The sequence below is a fragment of the Brevundimonas sp. genome (assembly GCF_050729455.1).
Classification (GTDB): Bacteria; Pseudomonadota; Alphaproteobacteria; order Caulobacterales; family Caulobacteraceae; genus Brevundimonas.
The window spans coordinates 60,705-77,881 of sequence record NZ_JBOHLI010000005.1 but is presented as its reverse complement, the minus strand read 5'-3'; the positions used below and the strand labels follow the sequence as shown (position 1 = coordinate 77,881).

At 68.5% G+C, this 17,177-nt stretch carries 16 protein-coding genes; 10 read left to right on the top strand and 6 right to left on the bottom strand.

Annotated elements, in window-relative coordinates:
- Both ACREEF_RS02880 and ACREEF_RS02875 read left to right on the top strand, forming a co-directional pair.
- A partial coding sequence (locus tag ACREEF_RS02880; protein WP_431564103.1) for an ATP-dependent helicase C-terminal domain-containing protein occupies window positions 1-951 on the top strand: 951 nt, incomplete at its 5' end.
- 77 nt (window positions 952-1,028) lie between these two features.
- On the top strand, window positions 1,029-2,318 hold the full coding sequence (locus tag ACREEF_RS02875; RefSeq protein ID WP_431564102.1) for an MFS transporter: 1,290 nt from the start codon (window positions 1,029-1,031) through the stop codon (window positions 2,316-2,318).
- A 3-nt stretch (window positions 2,319-2,321) separates the two neighbouring features.
- Here ACREEF_RS02875 and ACREEF_RS02870 read toward each other — a convergent pair whose 3' ends face one another.
- The 3 genes from ACREEF_RS02870 to ACREEF_RS02860 are packed head-to-tail and all read right to left on the bottom strand — an operon-like array spanning window position 2,322 to window position 5,394.
- Window positions 2,322-3,134: a TrmH family RNA methyltransferase gene (locus ACREEF_RS02870; RefSeq protein WP_431564101.1), complete on the bottom strand. Its 813-nt coding sequence runs from the start codon at window positions 3,132-3,134 to the stop codon at window positions 2,322-2,324.
- Window positions 3,134-4,030: a class I SAM-dependent methyltransferase gene (locus tag ACREEF_RS02865; protein ID WP_431564100.1), complete on the bottom strand. Its 897-nt coding sequence runs from the start codon at window positions 4,028-4,030 to the stop codon at window positions 3,134-3,136. The genes ACREEF_RS02870 and ACREEF_RS02865 overlap by 1 nt, the downstream gene beginning before the upstream one ends.
- 17 nt (window positions 4,031-4,047) lie before the next feature.
- The gene (locus ACREEF_RS02860; protein ID WP_431564099.1) at window positions 4,048-5,394 is read right to left on the bottom strand and encodes a glycosyltransferase; all 1,347 of its coding nucleotides are present in this window, start codon (window positions 5,392-5,394) and stop codon (window positions 4,048-4,050) included.
- A gap of 199 nt (window positions 5,395-5,593) precedes the next feature.
- Here ACREEF_RS02860 and ACREEF_RS02855 point away from each other — a divergent pair, with 199 nt between their 5' ends.
- The 4 genes from ACREEF_RS02855 to ACREEF_RS02840 are packed head-to-tail and all read left to right on the top strand — an operon-like array spanning window position 5,594 to window position 8,758.
- A complete protein-coding gene (locus ACREEF_RS02855) occupies window positions 5,594-6,226 on the top strand; it encodes a TetR/AcrR family transcriptional regulator (protein WP_431564098.1) in 633 nt (210 codons plus the stop codon).
- Window positions 6,227-6,243: 17 nt separating this feature from the next.
- A complete protein-coding gene (locus ACREEF_RS02850) occupies window positions 6,244-7,017 on the top strand; it encodes an ABC transporter substrate-binding protein (protein WP_431564097.1) in 774 nt (257 codons plus the stop codon).
- Window positions 7,014-8,003, top strand: coding sequence for a FecCD family ABC transporter permease (locus ACREEF_RS02845; protein WP_431564096.1), 990 nt, complete (start codon window positions 7,014-7,016; stop codon window positions 8,001-8,003). The genes ACREEF_RS02850 and ACREEF_RS02845 overlap by 4 nt, the downstream gene beginning before the upstream one ends.
- The gene (locus ACREEF_RS02840; RefSeq protein WP_431564095.1) at window positions 8,000-8,758 is read left to right on the top strand and encodes an ABC transporter ATP-binding protein; all 759 of its coding nucleotides are present in this window, start codon (window positions 8,000-8,002) and stop codon (window positions 8,756-8,758) included. Before ACREEF_RS02845 ends, ACREEF_RS02840 begins: the two co-directional genes overlap by 4 nt.
- Here the strand turns inward: ACREEF_RS02840 and ACREEF_RS02835 are convergent.
- Complete coding sequence (locus ACREEF_RS02835) at window positions 8,755-10,785, bottom strand: transglycosylase SLT domain-containing protein (protein ID WP_431564094.1); 2,031 nt, start codon at window positions 10,783-10,785, stop codon at window positions 8,755-8,757. The genes ACREEF_RS02840 and ACREEF_RS02835 overlap by 4 nt on opposite strands.
- Window positions 10,786-10,901: 116 nt before the next feature.
- Here ACREEF_RS02835 and dapA point away from each other — a divergent pair, with 116 nt between their 5' ends.
- The 4 genes from dapA (at window position 10,902) to prfB (ending at window position 15,986) form a co-directional block, all read left to right on the top strand.
- The gene (gene dapA, locus ACREEF_RS02830) at window positions 10,902-11,786 is read left to right on the top strand and encodes a 4-hydroxy-tetrahydrodipicolinate synthase (protein WP_431564093.1); all 885 of its coding nucleotides are present in this window, start codon (window positions 10,902-10,904) and stop codon (window positions 11,784-11,786) included.
- On the top strand, window positions 11,786-12,253 hold the full coding sequence (gene smpB / locus ACREEF_RS02825) for an SsrA-binding protein SmpB (protein ID WP_431564092.1): 468 nt from the start codon (window positions 11,786-11,788) through the stop codon (window positions 12,251-12,253). Before dapA ends, smpB begins: the two co-directional genes overlap by 1 nt.
- A 103-nt stretch (window positions 12,254-12,356) precedes the next feature.
- Window positions 12,357-14,741: a penicillin-binding protein 1A gene (locus ACREEF_RS02820; protein WP_431564107.1), complete on the top strand. Its 2,385-nt coding sequence runs from the start codon at window positions 12,357-12,359 to the stop codon at window positions 14,739-14,741.
- Between the two features lie 128 nt (window positions 14,742-14,869).
- Window positions 14,870-15,986 (top strand): peptide chain release factor 2 gene (gene prfB, locus ACREEF_RS02815; protein ID WP_431564091.1). Its coding sequence is split into 2 segments (ribosomal slippage): window positions 14,870-14,938 and window positions 14,940-15,986, totalling 1,116 coding nucleotides; the frame shifts between segments, so codons are not numbered across the junction.
- Between the two features lie 50 nt (window positions 15,987-16,036).
- Here prfB and ACREEF_RS02810 read toward each other — a convergent pair.
- Together ACREEF_RS02810 and bcp are read right to left on the bottom strand one after the other, a co-directional pair.
- Entirely contained in the window at window positions 16,037-16,579 is a 543-nt protein-coding gene (locus ACREEF_RS02810; protein ID WP_431564090.1) for a bactofilin family protein, read from the bottom strand.
- A gap of 127 nt (window positions 16,580-16,706) precedes the next feature.
- Complete coding sequence (bcp, locus tag ACREEF_RS02805) at window positions 16,707-17,174, bottom strand: thioredoxin-dependent thiol peroxidase (RefSeq protein ID WP_431564089.1); 468 nt, start codon at window positions 17,172-17,174, stop codon at window positions 16,707-16,709.
- Between the last annotated feature and the right edge of the window lie 3 nt (window positions 17,175-17,177).

Here is a 17,177-nt window from a genome sequence, read left to right as displayed (position 1 = left end):
GGCCTGCTGCTGGCCGAAGCCTTCCCCGAGCGGATCGCGCGGGCGCGAGGCAAGCCCGGCGAGGTGCTGCTGGCCTCCGGGCGCGGGGCCTTCCTTGATCCCACCGAGCATATGGCGCGTGAGCCCTGGCTGGCGGTGGCGGAACTGGGCGGCGGCGAGGCGCGGGATCGTATTCGGCTGGCGGCGGCGCTGGACGCTGTGACGCTGGAGGCCGATCTGGCGCACCGGATCGAGGTCGAGGACCGGCTGGCGCGCGAGCCGTCGGGCAGGCCGGTGATCCGCCGCATCCGGCGCATCGGCGCCCTGGTGCTGGACGAGAAGGTCGTCGGCGCGCCGGACCGGGCGACCATGACGGCGGCGCTGAAATCCGAAATCGAGGCCGGCGGGCTGTCGGCGCTGAACTGGGGCGAGCAGGCGGGGGCGCTACGGGCGCGACTGGCCTTCCTGCACGGACTGGACGCCACCTGGCCCGACGTGTCGGATGAAGGCCTGCTGGCCTTGCGCGAGGACTGGCTGTGGCCGCTGCTGGATGGGGCGCGGTCGCTGGGCGACATCGGCGACGGCAAGCTGGCCGAGGCCCTGCGCGGCCTGATCCCGTGGGATCTGCAACGCAAGCTCGATGATCTGGCCCCGCCGCGTCTGACCACGCCGCTGGGTTCGGCCTCTATCGACTACGCCGCCGAGGGCGGGCCGCGCGTCGAGATCCGGGTGCAGGAGTTGTTCGGGGTGAAGACCCATCCGACGGTCGGCGGCGGGCGGATTCCGCTGACGCTCAGCCTGCTGTCGCCGGCGCGACGGCCGGTGCAGGTGACGAAGGACCTGCCGGGGTTCTGGGCCGGATCATGGGCGGCGGTGCGCAGCGAGATGCGCGGCCGCTATCCGCGCCATCCCTGGCCGGAAGACCCCGCCAACGCCGAGGCCACCAGCCGGGCCAAGCCGCGCGGAACTTGACGCTCGGCTTGACGCCCAGCGCTTGACGTATAGCGGCGGCGCACCGCAATGACCTTGCATCAATGCAAGGATTTCGCGTGGCCGACGCTGCACTCTCACCGCCTTCCGCCTCAAAGCGGAGAATTCTGTTCGCCAGCCTGATCGGCACCACGATCGAGTTCTTCGACTTCTACATCTACGCCACGGCGGCGGTGCTGGTCTTTCCGGCCCTGTTCTTCCCCGGCGAAGACGCGACGACGGCCATGCTGGCGTCCTTCGCCACCTTCTCCATCGCCTTCTTTGCGCGGCCCGTGGGCGCCGTTGTCTTCGGCCATTTCGGCGACAAGGTGGGGCGCAAGGCGACCCTGGTCGCGGCGCTGATGACGATGGGTCTGTCGACGGTGGCCATCGGTCTGCTGCCGACCTACCAATCCGTCGGCCTGCTGGCGCCCCTGCTGCTGGCCCTGTGCCGGTTCGGTCAGGGTCTGGGTCTGGGCGGCGAGTGGGGCGGGGCGGTGCTGCTGGCGACTGAGAACGCGCCGCCAGGCAAGAAGGCCTGGTACGGCATGTTCCCGCAACTGGGCGCGCCGATCGGCTTCATCCTGTCGACCCTGAGCTTCATCATCCTGACGGCGACGCTGCCGAACGAACAGTTCCTGGCCTGGGGCTGGCGCATTCCCTTCATCGCCAGCTCGCTGCTGGTCTTCGTCGGCCTGTGGGTGCGGCTGCGCATCACCGAGACGCCGGAGTTCAAGAAGACCATCGACAAGGCTGAGCGCGTCGAGACGCCGATCCTGACCCTGCTGGCGCGGCACAAGTTCGCCCTGCTGACCGGCACGCTGGCGGGCATGGCGACCTTCGTCCTCTTCTACCTGATGACCGTCTTCGCCCTGGGCTGGGGCACGACGGCGATGGGCTATACCCGCGAGCAGTTCTTGCCGATCCAGTTGTTGGGGGTCTGCTTCTTCGGCCTGTTCATTCCGCTGGCGGCGCTGGCGGCGGATCGCTGGGGGCAGGGGCGGACCCTGTTGGCCACGTCCATCGCCATCGCCCTGTTCGGGCTGGTGCTGGCCCCGCTGTTCGGCAGCGGCGGGCTGGCTGGCGTGGTGGCCTTCTTCATCATCGGCTTCAGCCTGATGGGCTGCACCTATGGTCCGCTGGGCGCGGCCCTGGCGCGGCCCTTCCCGACAGCGGTGCGCTATACCGGAGCGTCGATGACCTTCAATCTGGCGGGCATTCTGGGCGCGTCTCTGGCGCCGTTCGCGGCGACCTGGCTGGCCGGTCGTTATGGCCTGCAGGCCGTGGGCGCCTATCTGGCCGTCGCCGCCGTCCTGACCATTCTGGCCCTGCTGGGCATGAACAGGATCAAGACGGACGGCGAGGCGTAAGCGTTAGATGTCCGTGCCGTAGGCCGCGTCGGTCACGGCATAGACCATAATGCCGGTGGCGATGGCCAGGTTCAGGCTGTCGGCCCGGCCGCGCATGGGAATCTTGACGTTCAGGTCGCAGGCGGCGGCCAGTTCGTCGGTCAGCCCGGCCTGTTCATTGCCCATCATGATCAGGGCCGGATGGCGCACGGGGCTGTCGCGATAGCCGTGCCGAGCGTCCAGACGCGTGCCGATCACGCTGCCCGGCCATTTGGCGCGCCAGGCCAGGAATTCCTCGCGCGACGCCTTGCTGATGGTCACGGCGAAGACCGAACCCATGGTGGCGCGCACCGCCTCGACCGAAAACGGATCGACGCAGTCGCCGATCAGGATGACCCCGCCGCAACCGGCGGAATCCGCCGTGCGGATGATCGTCCCCAGATTGCCCGGATCGCGCACCTGCTCCAGCGCCACCCAGCAGGGCTTGGCGTCGGGCTGGATGGCGTCCAGCGGAGTATAGACCTGCTCGAACACGCCCAGCACTGTCTGCGGATTGTCGCGACGGCTGATCTTTTCGAGGATGGCGTGGGTGACGACGATGATCTGGCCGCCAGCCTTGATCGTCTCGGCCTTGGCGCGGTCCAGCAAGGGGTGAGGCCGGGCCTCGTCGCCGACCAGCAGCATGACCGGGGCCCGGCCCTGATCCAGGGCCTCGCCGATGAATTTCAGGCCTTCGGCCAGGAAACGGCCGGTCAGGTCGCGTTCCTTGCGCATGTGCAGGGCGCGGACCGACTTGATGGTGTCGTTGGTCAGTGAGGTGATGACGCGCTCGTACATCAGGCGCTCCACCTGGCGAAGAAGCTGAGGCCGATGGCGCGGGCGTCAGGGCCGTCCTCGGACAGGGCCAGTTCGCCCCAGTCGATGCGGCCGCCGCGATCATGCGTCGCCTCGGCCATCATGTGGGCCAGCGACAGGCCGGAGATCCGGGCGGCATAGGCGTTCAGCAGCAGGAAGGAGGCGTCGTCGGACAGCAGGGCGGCGCAGTCCTTCAGCAGGCCCGGCATGTCCTCGAACAGACGCCAGACCTCGCCATTGGCGCCGCGCCCGTATTTCGGAGGGTCCAGGATGATGCCGTCGTATTTCGAGCCGCGTCGCACTTCGCGGGCGACGAACTTGCGGGCGTCCTCGACTAGCCAGCGGACCGGGCGGTCGGCCAGGCCGGACAGCTCGGCGTTCTCGCGGGCGTAGGCGACCGACTTCTTGGAGGCGTCCACGTGGGTCACGTGCGCCCCCGCAGCGGCGGCGGCCAGGCTGGCCACTCCAGTGTAGCCGAACAGGTTCAGGATCCTGGGCTGTTTCAGGGTGCGGATGCGCCCGTCCAGCCATTCCCAGTTGGCCGCCTGCTCGGGGAAGAAGGCCAGGTGACGGAACGGCGTGAACCGGCCCATGAAGCGCACGTCGCGCCATTTCAGCGGAAAGGCGTCGATGGGGCCGTGGGCGTCGAAGCGCCAGCGGCCGGCGTCCTCTTCTTCCTGCTGCGGATCGAAGACGGCGTTGGCCTGTTCGAAGGCTGCCGGATCACGCGGCGCCCAGAAGCACTGCGGCTCGGGCCGGACGACGGTGTAACGGCCATACCGCTCCAGCTTGCGGCCATGACCGCTGTCCAGCAGAGCGTAGTCCGACCAGCCTCGCGTGACGAGGGTTTCGGGCGAGGAGGAGAGAACCGGAGCCATCCGGGGCTGATAGGCGCTCAGGCGGCCGCTCGTCCAGCGTCGGCGAAGTCAGACTTGCCGATCGACAGCGAAACTTCGGGCGCGACGTCGGGGCGATGGGGGGTCTTGTCCCAGCGGTGAGGCTCCACGATCAGCCGGATGAGGGCGTGAACGAAAGCTAGGCTGAGGAGCGACCAATAGGCAGGGGCGGCGATCCAGTCCCAGACGCTGAACGGCGTATTGGCGCGCCGGGCGCCGATTGCGGTTGTCAGGACGGCGGCGGCCGCCCCAGTCAGAAGCACGCCAAGTCCCAGCCAGGGCGTCTGCGGGGCCTGGCGCGCCAGAAGGGCTATCAACAGGGAAAGGCCGATCCAGGCGACGGACATGGCGTGCAGGGCGGCCGACGCCACCGCGGCGCCGAGGGTGAGGGTCATGGCGCTCCATCCCCGCCACCCCATGCCGGAAGCGGACCGGGTGTGGACCGACAGGGTTTGCATATAGCCCTTCAGCCAGCGGGTTCGTTGGGGCAGCCAGTGAACCAGGCGGCCCGGCGGCGTCTCGAAGGTGGGGCGGCTGAGAACCCCCAGCCGCCAGCCGCGTCGCCAGATACGAAAGCCCAGGTCGGCGTCCTCGGTCACGTTCCAGGCGTCCCAGCCGCCCAGGGCGCGCAGGGCGGACACCCGGAAATGATTGCTGGTGCCGCCGAGCGGAAACGGCAGTCTCATCCGGGCCATCGCCGGCAGGGTGATCTCGAACAGGGCCGCATACTCGGCGGCGAAATGGCGGTCCAGGAAGGGCGAGGCCTCCCGCCCTTTGTGCAGACGGCGGATGCGGAGCGGCGCCTGCAGACAGACCAAATCCTCGTCCTCGACCGCGAACCGGGCCGCCGCCTCCTGCAACTGCAAGGGATCAGGATCGTCCTCAGCGTCATAAACGGTCAGGATATCGCCCCGGGCGACGGCCAGGGCGTGATTGAGCGCGCGCGGCTTGGTCGTTGGGACGCCTGGCGGGATCACCAGGATGTGGAGCCAGTCGGGGCGATCCAGCGCGCGGGCGGCGTCGATGGTGGCCTGGTCGTGCGCTTCGAGCACCAGATAGCCGTCTAGCAGAGACGTCGGATAGTCCAGCCCTGCCAGACGCTCGACGAGATGAGGCAGGATCGGCGCTTCGTCATGGAGGGCGACTATGACCGAATAGCGCGGCCAGGCGCGAGGCGCGGGCGGCGGAGGGGCGACGGGTCGCTGGCTCGCGATCACCGTCAGCAGCCGCCACCCGACGATGATCAGGAAGCCGAGCTGCATCAGGATCAATATGGCCGCGCTGACGCTGGGCCAGACCGCGGTCGACGCCACGAGGCCGACGATGAAAGTAAGAAACGCCGCCATTTGACGGGGCGTCGCAGTGACCCGCGCGGCCTTTGCGCCGAGGTCGACAGGCGAGGTCTGCGCTAAGCGTCCGTGCATCCAGGTCCCCCCGACCTGCGGCTGTTAACCTTTTTAAAACCAGGGTTCTTTGAATGGCAAGCGATTGGCGATTCTGAGCATTGCGGCTATGCAAGTCCTCTTCCAGTCACGGAGTTCTGGATTGTCCGGTGTTTTGATCCCCGCGCCGCGATCCGCCCGCAAGCCCAAGGGCGAGGGGCACGTTCGGCGTGCCGAGATATTGACCGCCGCGGAGCGCATCTTCGTAGAGCATGGCTATGAGGGGGCGACGATCCGCAAGATCGCCGACGAGGTCGGCCTGTCGTCGACCGCCCTCTATATGCACTTCGCCGACAAGAGCGAGATGCTGCATGAGATTTGCCGCGGCGCGTTCGAAGCTCTGATCGTCTCTCACCGCGAGATTCTGGTCGCGGACGAACCGCCCGAGGCCCGACTGCGGCGCATGATCGAGGCCTATGTCCATTTCGGCTTCGAGAACCCCAACGCCTATCGGCTGACCTATCTGACCCGGCCGGTCGAGGCTCGCGAGGGCGCGCAGAGTGTGGCCCAGGAGACTGGCGTCGAACTGTTCCGGGCGTTCGTTTCGGTCGTCGAAGAGGCCGTGGCCGCCGGTCGGATGCGGGGCGATCCGGCTACTATCGCCCAGGTCATATGGGCCGCGGGGCACGGCGTGGTTTCTCTGATCATCACCAAACCCTATTTCGAATGGGCGGATCGGGACGAGTTGACCCGGACGATGCTGGACGCCCTGTTCGCGGGGCTGCTGAGGTCGTGAGGGCGGTTCACGGAGCCTTGCTGGCTCTCCTGTTTCTGTCGCCCGGCGTGGCCGAGGCGAGCCCGCTGCGGGTGTTGTCGCTGGATCAGTGCGCCGATCAGTATGTCCTGGCCCTGGCGCCTGAGGCCACGCTTGCCCTGTCATCGCGGGCGGACGACCCCGATTCATGGATGCGTCAGGCGGCGCGCGGACGGCCTCGGGTCCGACCGACGCTCGAGGCGGCCATCGGCTTTCAGCCCGACGTCGTGGTCCGCTACTGGGGCGGCGAGCCGCGCCTGCTGGCCGCGCTGGAGAAGCGGGGCACGCGGGTTCTGACCGTCAATGACGCGACCGACATGGAAGGGGTCCGCGAGAATCTGAGGACCGTGTCGCGGGGGCTGGGACAGGACGCGCGTGGAGCGGCCCTGATCGTCCATATGGATCGTCGGCTGGCGCAGGCGGCGGGCGGGGGGCGCGGACGGGAAGCCGTCTATGTCACGCCGGGCGGCTACACGACCGGATCGGGGTCGCTGATCGATTCCATTCTGAAGGCGGCAGGGTTCCGCAACGGCGTGACCGGACCGGGCTATCAGCCACTGGGGATCGAGAAGATCGCCCTCAGCCCGCCGGCCCTGTTCGTGCGCGGCTTCTTCCAGCAATGGCGGGCGGACTGGCGGGGGCCGGGGCGGCATCCGGTGGTGGCGCGGGCGGCCAAGGGGCGAACGGTGGCGGACCTGCCGGCCGCGACGCTGAGCTGTCCTGCCTGGTTCGCGGCCGACGCGGCGGTTCTGTTGGCGGAGGCCGCGCGATGAACAGACATCTGAGCCTGAACCTCGGATTGGCGGCGGCGATCCTGCTGGCGCTAGTCGGGGCGGTGGCGTTCGGGGAGACGGTCCTGTCGGCGGCTCAGTATGCGCAGGCCCTGGCCGATCCGGCGTCCGGGCCGGGCGAGGTGTTGTGGCAGGTGCGGGCGCCGCGCGCGGTCTGCGCCCTGATGGTCGGGGCGGCGCTGGGGCTAGCGGGGGCGGTGCTGCAAGGCCTGTTGCGGAACCCGCTGGCCGATCCCGGCGTGCTGGGCGTGTCGGCCACGGCGGCGCTGGGCGCGGCGGGGGCCATCGTGCTGGGCGCGGCGGCCATTCCCGGACTGGTCGAGAGCGCGGCTCTGATCGGGGCGGCGCTGGCCGGGTTGTTGCTGGTCGCCATCGCCGCGCGGGTGCGGGCGCCCGAGGCGCTGATCCTGTTCGGGGTGGCGCTGTCGAGTTTCGCGGGGGCGCTGACGGCCCTGATCTTCAACCTGTCGCCGTCGCCGATCGCCTCGGCCGAGGTGATGAACTGGCTGCTGGGCTCGGTGCAGAACCGCAGCTGGATCGATGTGGCGTGGGTGACGCCGGCTCTGGCCGTGGCCGCTGTCATTGCGGCGGGGGCGTCGCCGGGGCTGCGGATGCTGACCCTGGGCGAGGAGGCCGCGCGGGCCTCGGGCCTGTCGATGGGGCGGATGCGGGTGCTGGCGCTGATCGCCTCGGCGGTCGCGGCGGGGGCGGCGGTGGCCGTGGCGGGGGTGATCGGCTTCGTCGGTCTGGCGGCGCCGCATCTGGTGCGGGCGGCGGTGCGCGGCGATCCGGGACGGCTGCTGGCGCCCTCGGCGCTGGCGGGGGGGCTGATGTTGGTGCTGGCCGACCTGGCGGCGCGGCTGATGCCGACCGATCAGGAACTGAAGCTGGGTGTTTTCACGGCCCTGGTCGGAGCGCCTCTGTTCGCCCTGATCGCCTGGCGCGCGGCGCGGGAGTGGCGGCTGTGAGCGCCTTGCTGGAACTGGACGGCGTCGTCGCGCGCATGGGCGCGGCCACGGTGCTGGGCGGGGTCAGCCTGTCGGTCGCGGCGGGCGAGCTGGTCGCCCTGTGCGGGCCGAACGGGGCGGGCAAGTCCAGTGCCATCCGCGCGGCGCTGGGTTTGACACCCTTGCGCAGCGGGGCAGCAAGGCTGGGCGGCGAGGACGTGCACAAGCTGTCCGAGCGCGAGCGCGGCGCGCGGGCGGCCTATCTGCCGCAGGAACGGCATATCGCCTGGAACCTGCCGGCCGTCGAAGTCGCGGCGCTGGGCGCGCCCTTCCTGTCGGGGGATGCGGCGCTGGAGCGGGCGCGGGCGGCGCTGGATGAGGTCGGGGCCGGGCATCTGGCCGAACGCGGCGTGGCCGAGATGTCGGGCGGCGAGCGGGCGCGGGTGCTGCTGGCGCGGGCGCTGGTGGTTCAGGCGCCCCTGCTGCTGGCCGATGAGCCCATCGCCGGGCTGGACCCGGACGCGCAGCTTCTGGTGCTGGAACGGTTGAGGGCGCGGGCCGATGCGGGCGGCGGGGTGCTGGTCAGCCTGCACGACCTGACGCTGGCGGCGCGGATGGCGGATCGGGTGTTGGTACTGAACGCGGGGCGCGTGGAGGCGGACGCCGCTCCGGTCGAGGCCCTGTCGCCCGCCGTGCTGCGCTCGACCTTCCATCTGGAGGGCCGCTGGGTGGAGGCCGAAGACGGGCCGCTGTTGGCGGCCCGCCGCCTAGCTTAAGGCTGATAGGGGCGGGGACCGCTTGACGGCGGCGTGCCGCGCGCCAGGTCGGCGGAGGGCGTCAGCGGGGCCGAGCCGCCGTTCAGGCGGGCGCGATAGACCTGCATATTCTCCATCACCCGCATCATGTAGTTGCGCGTCTCGGTGAAGGGGGCGCATTCGATGAAGTCGATGGGGTCGACCTGCTGGCTGCGCGGATCGCCGCAGCGGGCTACCCACTGCGGCGGACGAGCAGGACCGGCGTTGTAGCCAACCGTCGCCAGCAGCGGCGAACCGCCGAAATTGTTGATCAGCTCGCCCAGGTGATAGCTGCCCAGCCGCATATTGGCGTCCGGGTCCCACAACTGCTCGGCCGAGAAGCCGATGCCCATGCGGCGGGCTACGCCTTGGCCGGTCGCGGGCAGGAGCTGCATCATGCCGCGCGCGTCGGCGCCGGAGCGGGCCAGAGGGTCGAAGCTGGATTCCTGACGCGTGATGGCCAGGGTGAATTCCAGCGGTGCCGCGCCGGAAGTCGGCGGCGGCATCCGCACGGGATACATACGTTCGGGCATGACGAAGCCGCGCTGGCTGGCGGCGCGTCCAACCATCATCGAGCCGAACTGGTCGCCATAGCCCTGCATCAGGTCGAACAACTGGGTCAGGTCGTAGGGCGAGGGCAGGGTGTCGTCGAGGTGGTAGGCGAAGACCCGCATCAGGGTCCTTTCGCCCGCCGCGCCCAGGATCCGGGTGGCGCGCACGACCTCATTGCCCTCGAAGCGGTTGACGTCCTCGGGCGTCGGGGCCGGTTCACCCGGCAGGGTCAGGGTGGTGGCTCCGGCCTTTTCAGCGGCCAACTGGCCATAGAAGGTCTGCCAGTGTTCGGCGCCGGCCTGATACCAGCGCTGGGCGCCGGCGCGGTCGCCGCGCGCCTCGGCGGCGCGGCCCAGCCAGTAGAGGGCGCGGCCCTGGGTGATCGGGGTCGAGGAGGCGTTGCGCAGGGTCTCGAAATGCTGGGCCGCCGTCGCCGGATCGTTCAGCTTGGTCAGAGCGACCCAGCCGGCGAAGAATTCCGCGTCCACCTTGCGCTCGCCCGAGGGGAAGCCGTGGCCATTCATGGCGGCGTAGGCGGCGCGGGGATTCCCCTGCTGCAGGGCGTCCAGGAAGTAGTTGCGTCGTTCGCTCCACAGCGTGTCCTGACCTTCCTGGTGCGAGGGCGCGGCGGGCAGGGCGGACAGCAGGGGGAAGGCTTCGGATTGGCGACCGGCCGAGCGCAGCAGGCGCACCCGTTCCAGCACCACGGCCGGGTCATTGGCCTGGGCGGGCGTCAGGCCCGCGACGATGGCGTCGGGCGAATAGGCGGTGCGCAGGGCCATCACGGCGTTCGCGACGGCCTGACGGTCGGCGGGGACCATATAGGTCATGGCGCGGGTCGCCGGACCGTGCGGACCGAGCAGCAGCATATCGAGGCGGGCGACGTGGTCGTCGGGCGTGAGCCAGCCGCTCCAGCGGGCGGCGATCCGCGACTGCTGGGCCTCCTCGAAGGATCGGGTGCGCCACCAGTCGCGGATCAACGCCTGGGCGTCGCGGCGCTGGCCCTTCTGCTCCTGGGCGCCCGCCAGGACGATGGCGCCTTCGGCGGTTGTCGGTGCGGAACCGTTGAAGAAGGCGAGGACCGTGTCGGGCGAGGCGCCGGCCAGGTCGAGGGCGCGCTCGCCTGCCGCCCGGCGCGAATCATCGCGCGGCCAGTGGGCCAGATCAGTCTGGGCGCGGGCCAGGTCGGTGAAGGAAAGCTGCCTGTCCGAGGTGTCGACCAGGGCCCACTCGACCAGCTTCCTGGCCGTGGGATCGGAAATCTGACGCATGATCGATTGCGTGACGACCACGTCGCGCGCGCGGGCGGCGGCCAGACCCTGCTGGAACAGAGCCATGTCCTGACCGCTGATGACGCCGTTCTGGCTGGCGGCGTAGGGCGCGGGGGCGCTGTTCAGCACGTCCTGGGTCGGCGGAGTCAGAATCGCCAGGGCTGCGGCCACGGTCGTCGCGATCATCAGATGTCCGATCCTCATTCATCACTGGTTGCGGCCGAGCGGCGAGCAACCTACGCTCCCTGCCTCTTCAAAAGGGCGGCGTGCCGTCCGAAACTCCGTGCAGGTAACTTGTTTCAATGACCGCCCCCTTGTTCAAGGGCGTGATCACCGCCTTGATCACACCTCTTCGTGACGGAAACGTGGACGAAGGGGCTTTTGAAAAACTCCTGGAACGTCAGATCGCTGCTGGCGTCCATGGCGTCGTCCCGGTCGGCACGACCGGCGAAAGCGCCACCCTTCGCATGGACGAGCACAAGCGCGTCATCGAGCAGTGCGTGAAGATCGCCGCCGGGCGCGTGCGCGTGATCGCCGGCGCCGGGTCGAACGCCACGCATGAAGCGATCGAGCTGTCGAGCTTCGCCAAGCAGGTCGGCGCGGATGCGACCCTGGTGGTGACGCCCTATTACAACAAGCCCTCGCAGGAAGGCATGATCGCCCACTTCGAGGCGATCTCTGACGCCGTTCAGATCCCCATGCTGCTCTACAACGTTCCGAGCCGTTGCGGCGTCGATCTGTCGAATGAGGCGGTCGCGCATCTGGCGAACAATCCGAACATCGTCGGCATCAAGGACGCCACCAGCGACATCTCACGGGTCAGCTGGATGCGCAGCCATATCAGCGGGCCGTTCGATCTGATCAGCGGCGATGACGCCACCTGGCTGGGCTATGCCGCCAGCGGCGGCGTGGGCGTGATCTCGGTCACCTCGAACGTCGCGCCGGAAGCCATGGTCGCCATGTATGACGCGGTTGCCGCCGGTGACTACGCCACCGCTCGGGCCTGGCAGGATCGTCTGATCGGTCTGCACAAGGCCCTGTTCCTCGACAACTCGCCGTCGCCGGCCAAGTATGCCCTGGCCAAGCTGGGCCTGTGCGGCGAGGAAGTCCGCCTGCCGCTGTCGCTGACCCGCGACTCCGTCAAACCGCAGATCGATCAGGCCATGGTGGAAGCCGGGGTCGTCTGATGTCTGCTGATGCGCCCAAGAAGGTGATCGCCGAGAACCGGCGCGCGCGCTTCGACTATTTCCTCGAGGATTACATCGAGGCCGGGATCCAGCTGCTGGGCACCGAGATCAAGGCGCTGCGCGACGGTCGGGCCAATATCGCCGAAAGCTATGCGGCGGTGGAGGGGCGCGAGATCGTGCTGATCAACTCGGACATCCCGCCCTACAAGCAGGCCAACCGCTTCAACCACGAGCCGCGCCGCCACCGTAAGCTGCTGCTGCACCGCAAGCAGATCGACAAGCTGATCGGCGCCGTCCAGCGCGATGGGCGGACGATCATTCCGGTGCGCCTGTATCTGAACGAAAAGGGCAAGGCCAAGCTCGAGATCGCTCTGGCCAAGGGCAAGAAGCTGCACGACAAGCGCGAGGCCTCGGCTGAGCGTGACTGGCAGCGCGACAAGGCCCGCCTGCTGCGCGACAAGGGCTGAGTTTGCGGTTCCGCTTTGCGGCGGGACCGACGCGCGATAAACGACAACTCATGGGGCGCGTCTTGCGGAGTTCACGGTGAAGATAGCCGAACGCTGGTTCGTGATGGCGGGCGTCGCCTTGCTGGGCGGCATCGCCGTGGCCGGGCTGGTCGTGGCCATCTATGCGGCCTGGGTCCTGCACGACATGCCGGATGCATCCGAGCTGGCGGACTATCGTCCGGCGACGGCGACGCGCGTTTTCGCCGGCGACGGGACCCTGATCGGCGAGTTCTCGGACGAGCGTCGCATCTATGTCACCTATGACCAGGTGCCGGAACAGGTGATCCACGCCTTCCTGGCGGCGGAAGACAGCCATTTCTTCCAGCACGGCGGCATCGACGTGTCCGGCATCGGCCGGGCCATGTTCAAGAACGTGTTCAACGTCCTGTCAGGGCGACGCCTTGAAGGCGGCTCGACCATCACCCAGCAGGTGGCCAAGAACGTCCTTCTGACCAATGAATCCAGCCTGAACCGCAAGCTGAAGGAGGCCATCCTTTCCAGCCGTCTGGAAGCGACGCTGACCAAGGAACAGATTCTCGAACTGTATCTGAACGAGATCTATCTGGGCTATCGCTCCTACGGCGTGGCCTCGGCGGCCTACAACTATTTCGGCAAGTCGCTGAGCCAGCTGACGCCGGATGAAGCGGCCTTCCTGGCGGCTCTGCCCAAGGGGCCGAACAACTATAATCCGAAACGCCATCCCGAGGCCGCCAAGGGCCGTCGTGACTGGGTTCTGGGCGAGATGGCGGACAACAAGTGGCTGTCGCAGGAAGATCTGGCGACGGCTCTGGCCCGACCGTTGAACACCCGCGCCGCCCCGCGTCGGGCTGAATACGCCGACGCCGATTTCTTCGTCGAAGAGGCGCGCCGTCGCGCCATCGGCCTGTTCGGTCAGGAAGAGGTCAATCGCGGCGGCTACTATATGCGCACGACGCTGGACCCCAAGCTGCAGTCCGCCGCGCGCGACGCCCTGATGAAGGGGCTGGAGAACTATGACCGTCGCCACGGCTGGCGCGGCGCCTGGGGCACGACCGATTTCGCCGAGGGCTGGCAGGCCGCGGCGCTGAGAAGGGCCTCTCCGCCCGAGCGCCGCACCTGGCAGGCGGCCGCCGTCGAAAGCGTCAGTGGCAACAATGTGCGCGTGCGTACCGCCAGGGACGACCGCACGGGCTCGCTGCTCGTCTCCGACGCCGCCTGGGCCAACGCCAACCGCCCGCTGAAGCGCGGCGACCTGATCTTCGTCGAGCCGCAGGGCGGCCAGTTCGCTTTGAAACAGGTGCCGGCGGTGAACGGCGCCCTGGTGGCCATCGAGCCGCAGTCGGGCCGGGTCCTGGCCATGGTCGGCGGCTATTCCTACGCCCTGTCCAGCTTCAACCGGGCCACCCAGGCTGAACGCCAGCCGGGCTCGGCCTACAAGCCCTTCGTCTATGCGGCGGCGCTGGAAGGCGACTTCACCCCGGCGTCGATCGTGCTGGATGCCCCGATCAGCTTCGCCGGCGGCCCCAACGGCGGCCGCTGGACGCCCGAGAACTACAGCCGCCAATATTACGGACCCCAGACCCTGCGTCGCGGGCTGGAGTTGTCGCGCAACGTCATGACCGTGCGTCTGGCCCAGGCGGTCGGCATGAAGAACGTCGTCGACCTGTCCAAGAAGATGGGCGTGGCCGACAATATGCAGCCGAACCTGTCGGTGTCGCTGGGTGCGGGGGAGACCACCCCCTACCGCCTGACCGCCGCCTACGCCGCCTTCGTCAACGGCGGGCGCCGGGTTGATCCCTATCTGATTGAACTGGTTCAGGACCGGAACGGCCAGACCATCCACCGGGCTGACCGCCGCCAGTGCCGCGACTGCAACCGGGGCTTCAGCGGCCAGGAATCGCCGCGCTTGCCAGATCGCGGAACTCAGGTGATCGACCCGATCACCGCCTATCAGGTCAGCTCCATGCTGGAGGGCGTGATCCAGCGCGGCACCGGCGCCAGCGCCCGCGGCCTGGGCCGCTGGGTCGGCGGCAAGACCGGGACGACCAATGAATACCGTTCGGCCTGGTTCGTGGGCTTCTCCAGCGACATCGTGGTCGGCGTCTTCGTGGGCTTCGACGACAACCGCTCGCTGGGCGGCGGCGAGGCCGGGGCGGCGACCGCCGTGCCGATCTTCACCGACTTCATGCAGGTCGCGCTGCGAGAACGCCCCGCGCGGCCCTTCGTCCGACCCAAGAACGCCGTCTTCCGCACGGTCAACGGCATCGAGGAAGCCTTCCGCCCTGGCACCGAACGCCAGATTCGCGAGGAGGCGCCGCGTCCGACGCAGCCCCAGGGGCCGCAGAACTACAACGACGTGATCCGCCGCGAACAGGACGCCGGCCAGGCCCCGTCGTCCGCCGCGCCCGCCGCCGTCGCCCCGCCTCCGCCCAAGAAGGAGCCGGCCGAGGACTTGAGCGGACTCTACTGAACCTCTAGTTAGGCCCATCAATCCGGCGCGCCTGTCCGCAGGCGCGCCGTTGTCATCTTGCTTTCCCTATCGGTCCGCACGCGGTGCGGCCCTGTTTGAGGGAAGGCGTTTGTTCGCAGGAGTTTGCGATGAGACCGGATGTTGAGGCCATGAAGGCCGACATCGAGCAGAGCGTCGCTCTGCTCAGGAGGCGTCTTTGACTGGGATGTCTCGCTTCGAAAACTGGATGAGCTGAACGCTCGGGTCGAGGATCCGACCCTGTGGGATAACCCCGAACAGGCTCAGGCCGTCAGCCGCGATCGTTCGCGTCTGGAAGGCCAGATCAACAGCGTCCGTGCGCTGGAGAATGATCTGGAAGAAGGCGTCATGCTGGCCGACATGGCCGACGAGGAGGGCGACGAGGCCACCCTCGAAGACGCCCGCGAACAGCTGCGCGGCGTCAAGGATCGTGCCGCCCGCGCCGAACTGGAAGCCCTGTTGTCCGGCGAGGCCGACGGCAATGACGCCTATCTGGAAGTGAACTCCGGCGCCGGCGGTACCGAGTCCAACGACTGGGCCGGCATGTTGCTGCGGATGTATTCGCGCTGGGCCAAGGCCCACGGCTACGTAGTCACGATCGAAGCCCACGAAGAGGGCGAACAGGCCGGGGTCAAGTCGGCCACCATCCTGGTCGAGGGGCCCAACGCCTATGGCTGGCTGAAGTCGGAATCGGGCGTGCACCGTCTGGTCCGCATCAGCCCCTATGACGCGGCGGCCAAGCGCCACACCAGCTTCGCCTCCATCGGGGTGTCGCCGGTCGTGGATGATACGATCGAGATCGATATCAACCCGTCCGACGTGCGGACCGACACCTATCGCGCCTCCGGCGCTGGCGGTCAGCACATCAACAAGACGGACTCGGCCGTGCGCCTGACGCACATTCCGACCAATACCGTGGTCGCCTGTCAGGCCGGTCGTTCGCAGCACCAGAACCGCGACATGGCGTGGAAGATGCTGCGCGCCCGTCTGTACGAACTGGAACTGCAGAAGCGTGAGGCGGCGGCTCAGGCCCTGGCCGACGCCAAGACCGACATCGGCTGGGGACACCAGATCCGATCCTACGTCCTGCAGCCCTATCAGATGGTCAAGGACCTGCGCACCGAGGTCGAGACCTCGGACACGCAAGGGGTTCTGGACGGCGATCTCGACGCCTTCATGGGCGCAGCCCTGGCGGCCCGGGTCGGCGAGACGCGCGACGGGAACTAAAAAAGGGGCGGCCTGCGGGCCGCCCCTTTTCATTTGTCCGAAGCGCCGGATCAGGCGGCGGGCTTGGCCTCGACCTTGTCCGGCTTGTTGGCGGCGGCGGGCTTTTCAGCCGGGGCGTCCAGCATGTTGGCGCCCGGCGTGTCGCGCTTGGCCTGGGTGCAGCGGCCCTGGAACCAGGCGCCTTGTTCGATCGACAGCTGCTCCTGGGTGATGTCGCCCTCGATGCGGGCGGTGGCGAACAGCTTGACCTGCTTGGCGACGATGGCGCCCGAGACGCGGCCGCGCACCTCCAGAATATCGGCGTGGACCGTGCCCTCGACCGAGCCGCCTTCGCCGATGGTGACGCGCACGACGCGGATGTCGCCCTTCAGCGAGCCATCGACCTGAAGCTCTCCGGCACCCGAGATGTTGCCTTCATATTTCACGCCGGCCGACAGGGTCGACAGGCTGGACGAACGGGCGGCGGGCCGCGACGGCTCAGGCGCGCGCTGTGCGGCGGCGGGCGAGGGCGTAGCGGCAGGCGTCGGCTCCGGCGCGGGCGGGATGCCTAGGCCGCTGGACGGGTTGTCGTAAGGCTTGCTCTTGTTGAACATGGTGCTCTCCGCATCTCGCCAGCAAGGCCGGCCTAATCCTACTCATAGCCCCTTGAGCAGCAGTTAGGGTCAGGTCGGCGACGGAGGCAAGCTTGGCCTCAGAGCATTCCGCGGATCAATACACCCGTCAGAGTGACTGAGCCGCTTCCAGCACCTGTTCGGCGTGGCCCTTGACCTTGACGTTGCGCCAGACGCGGCGGACCAGGCCCGCGCCGTCGATCAGGAAGGTGGCGCGTTCGACGCCCATGTATTCGCGGCCGTAGAGCTTCTTCTGGACCCAGACGCCGTAAGCCTCGCAGACCACGCCGTCCTCGTCGGAGCCCAGAACGACCTTGAGGTCATGCTTGGCCTTGAAGCGGTCCAGTTTCTTCACCGCATCGCGCGAGACGCCGATGACGACAGCGTTCGCCGTGGCGAACTGGTCGGCCAAGGCCGAGAAGTCCAGCCCCTCGGTCGTGCAGCCGGGGGTGTCGGCCTTGGGGTAGAAGTAGAGGATGACCGCGCGGCCTTTCAGCCCTTCCAGCGTGACGCGGCCGTCGCCGTCGGTGGCGAGGTCGAACGCGGGGGCGGCCTGGCCTTCGGTGATGTCGGTCATCCT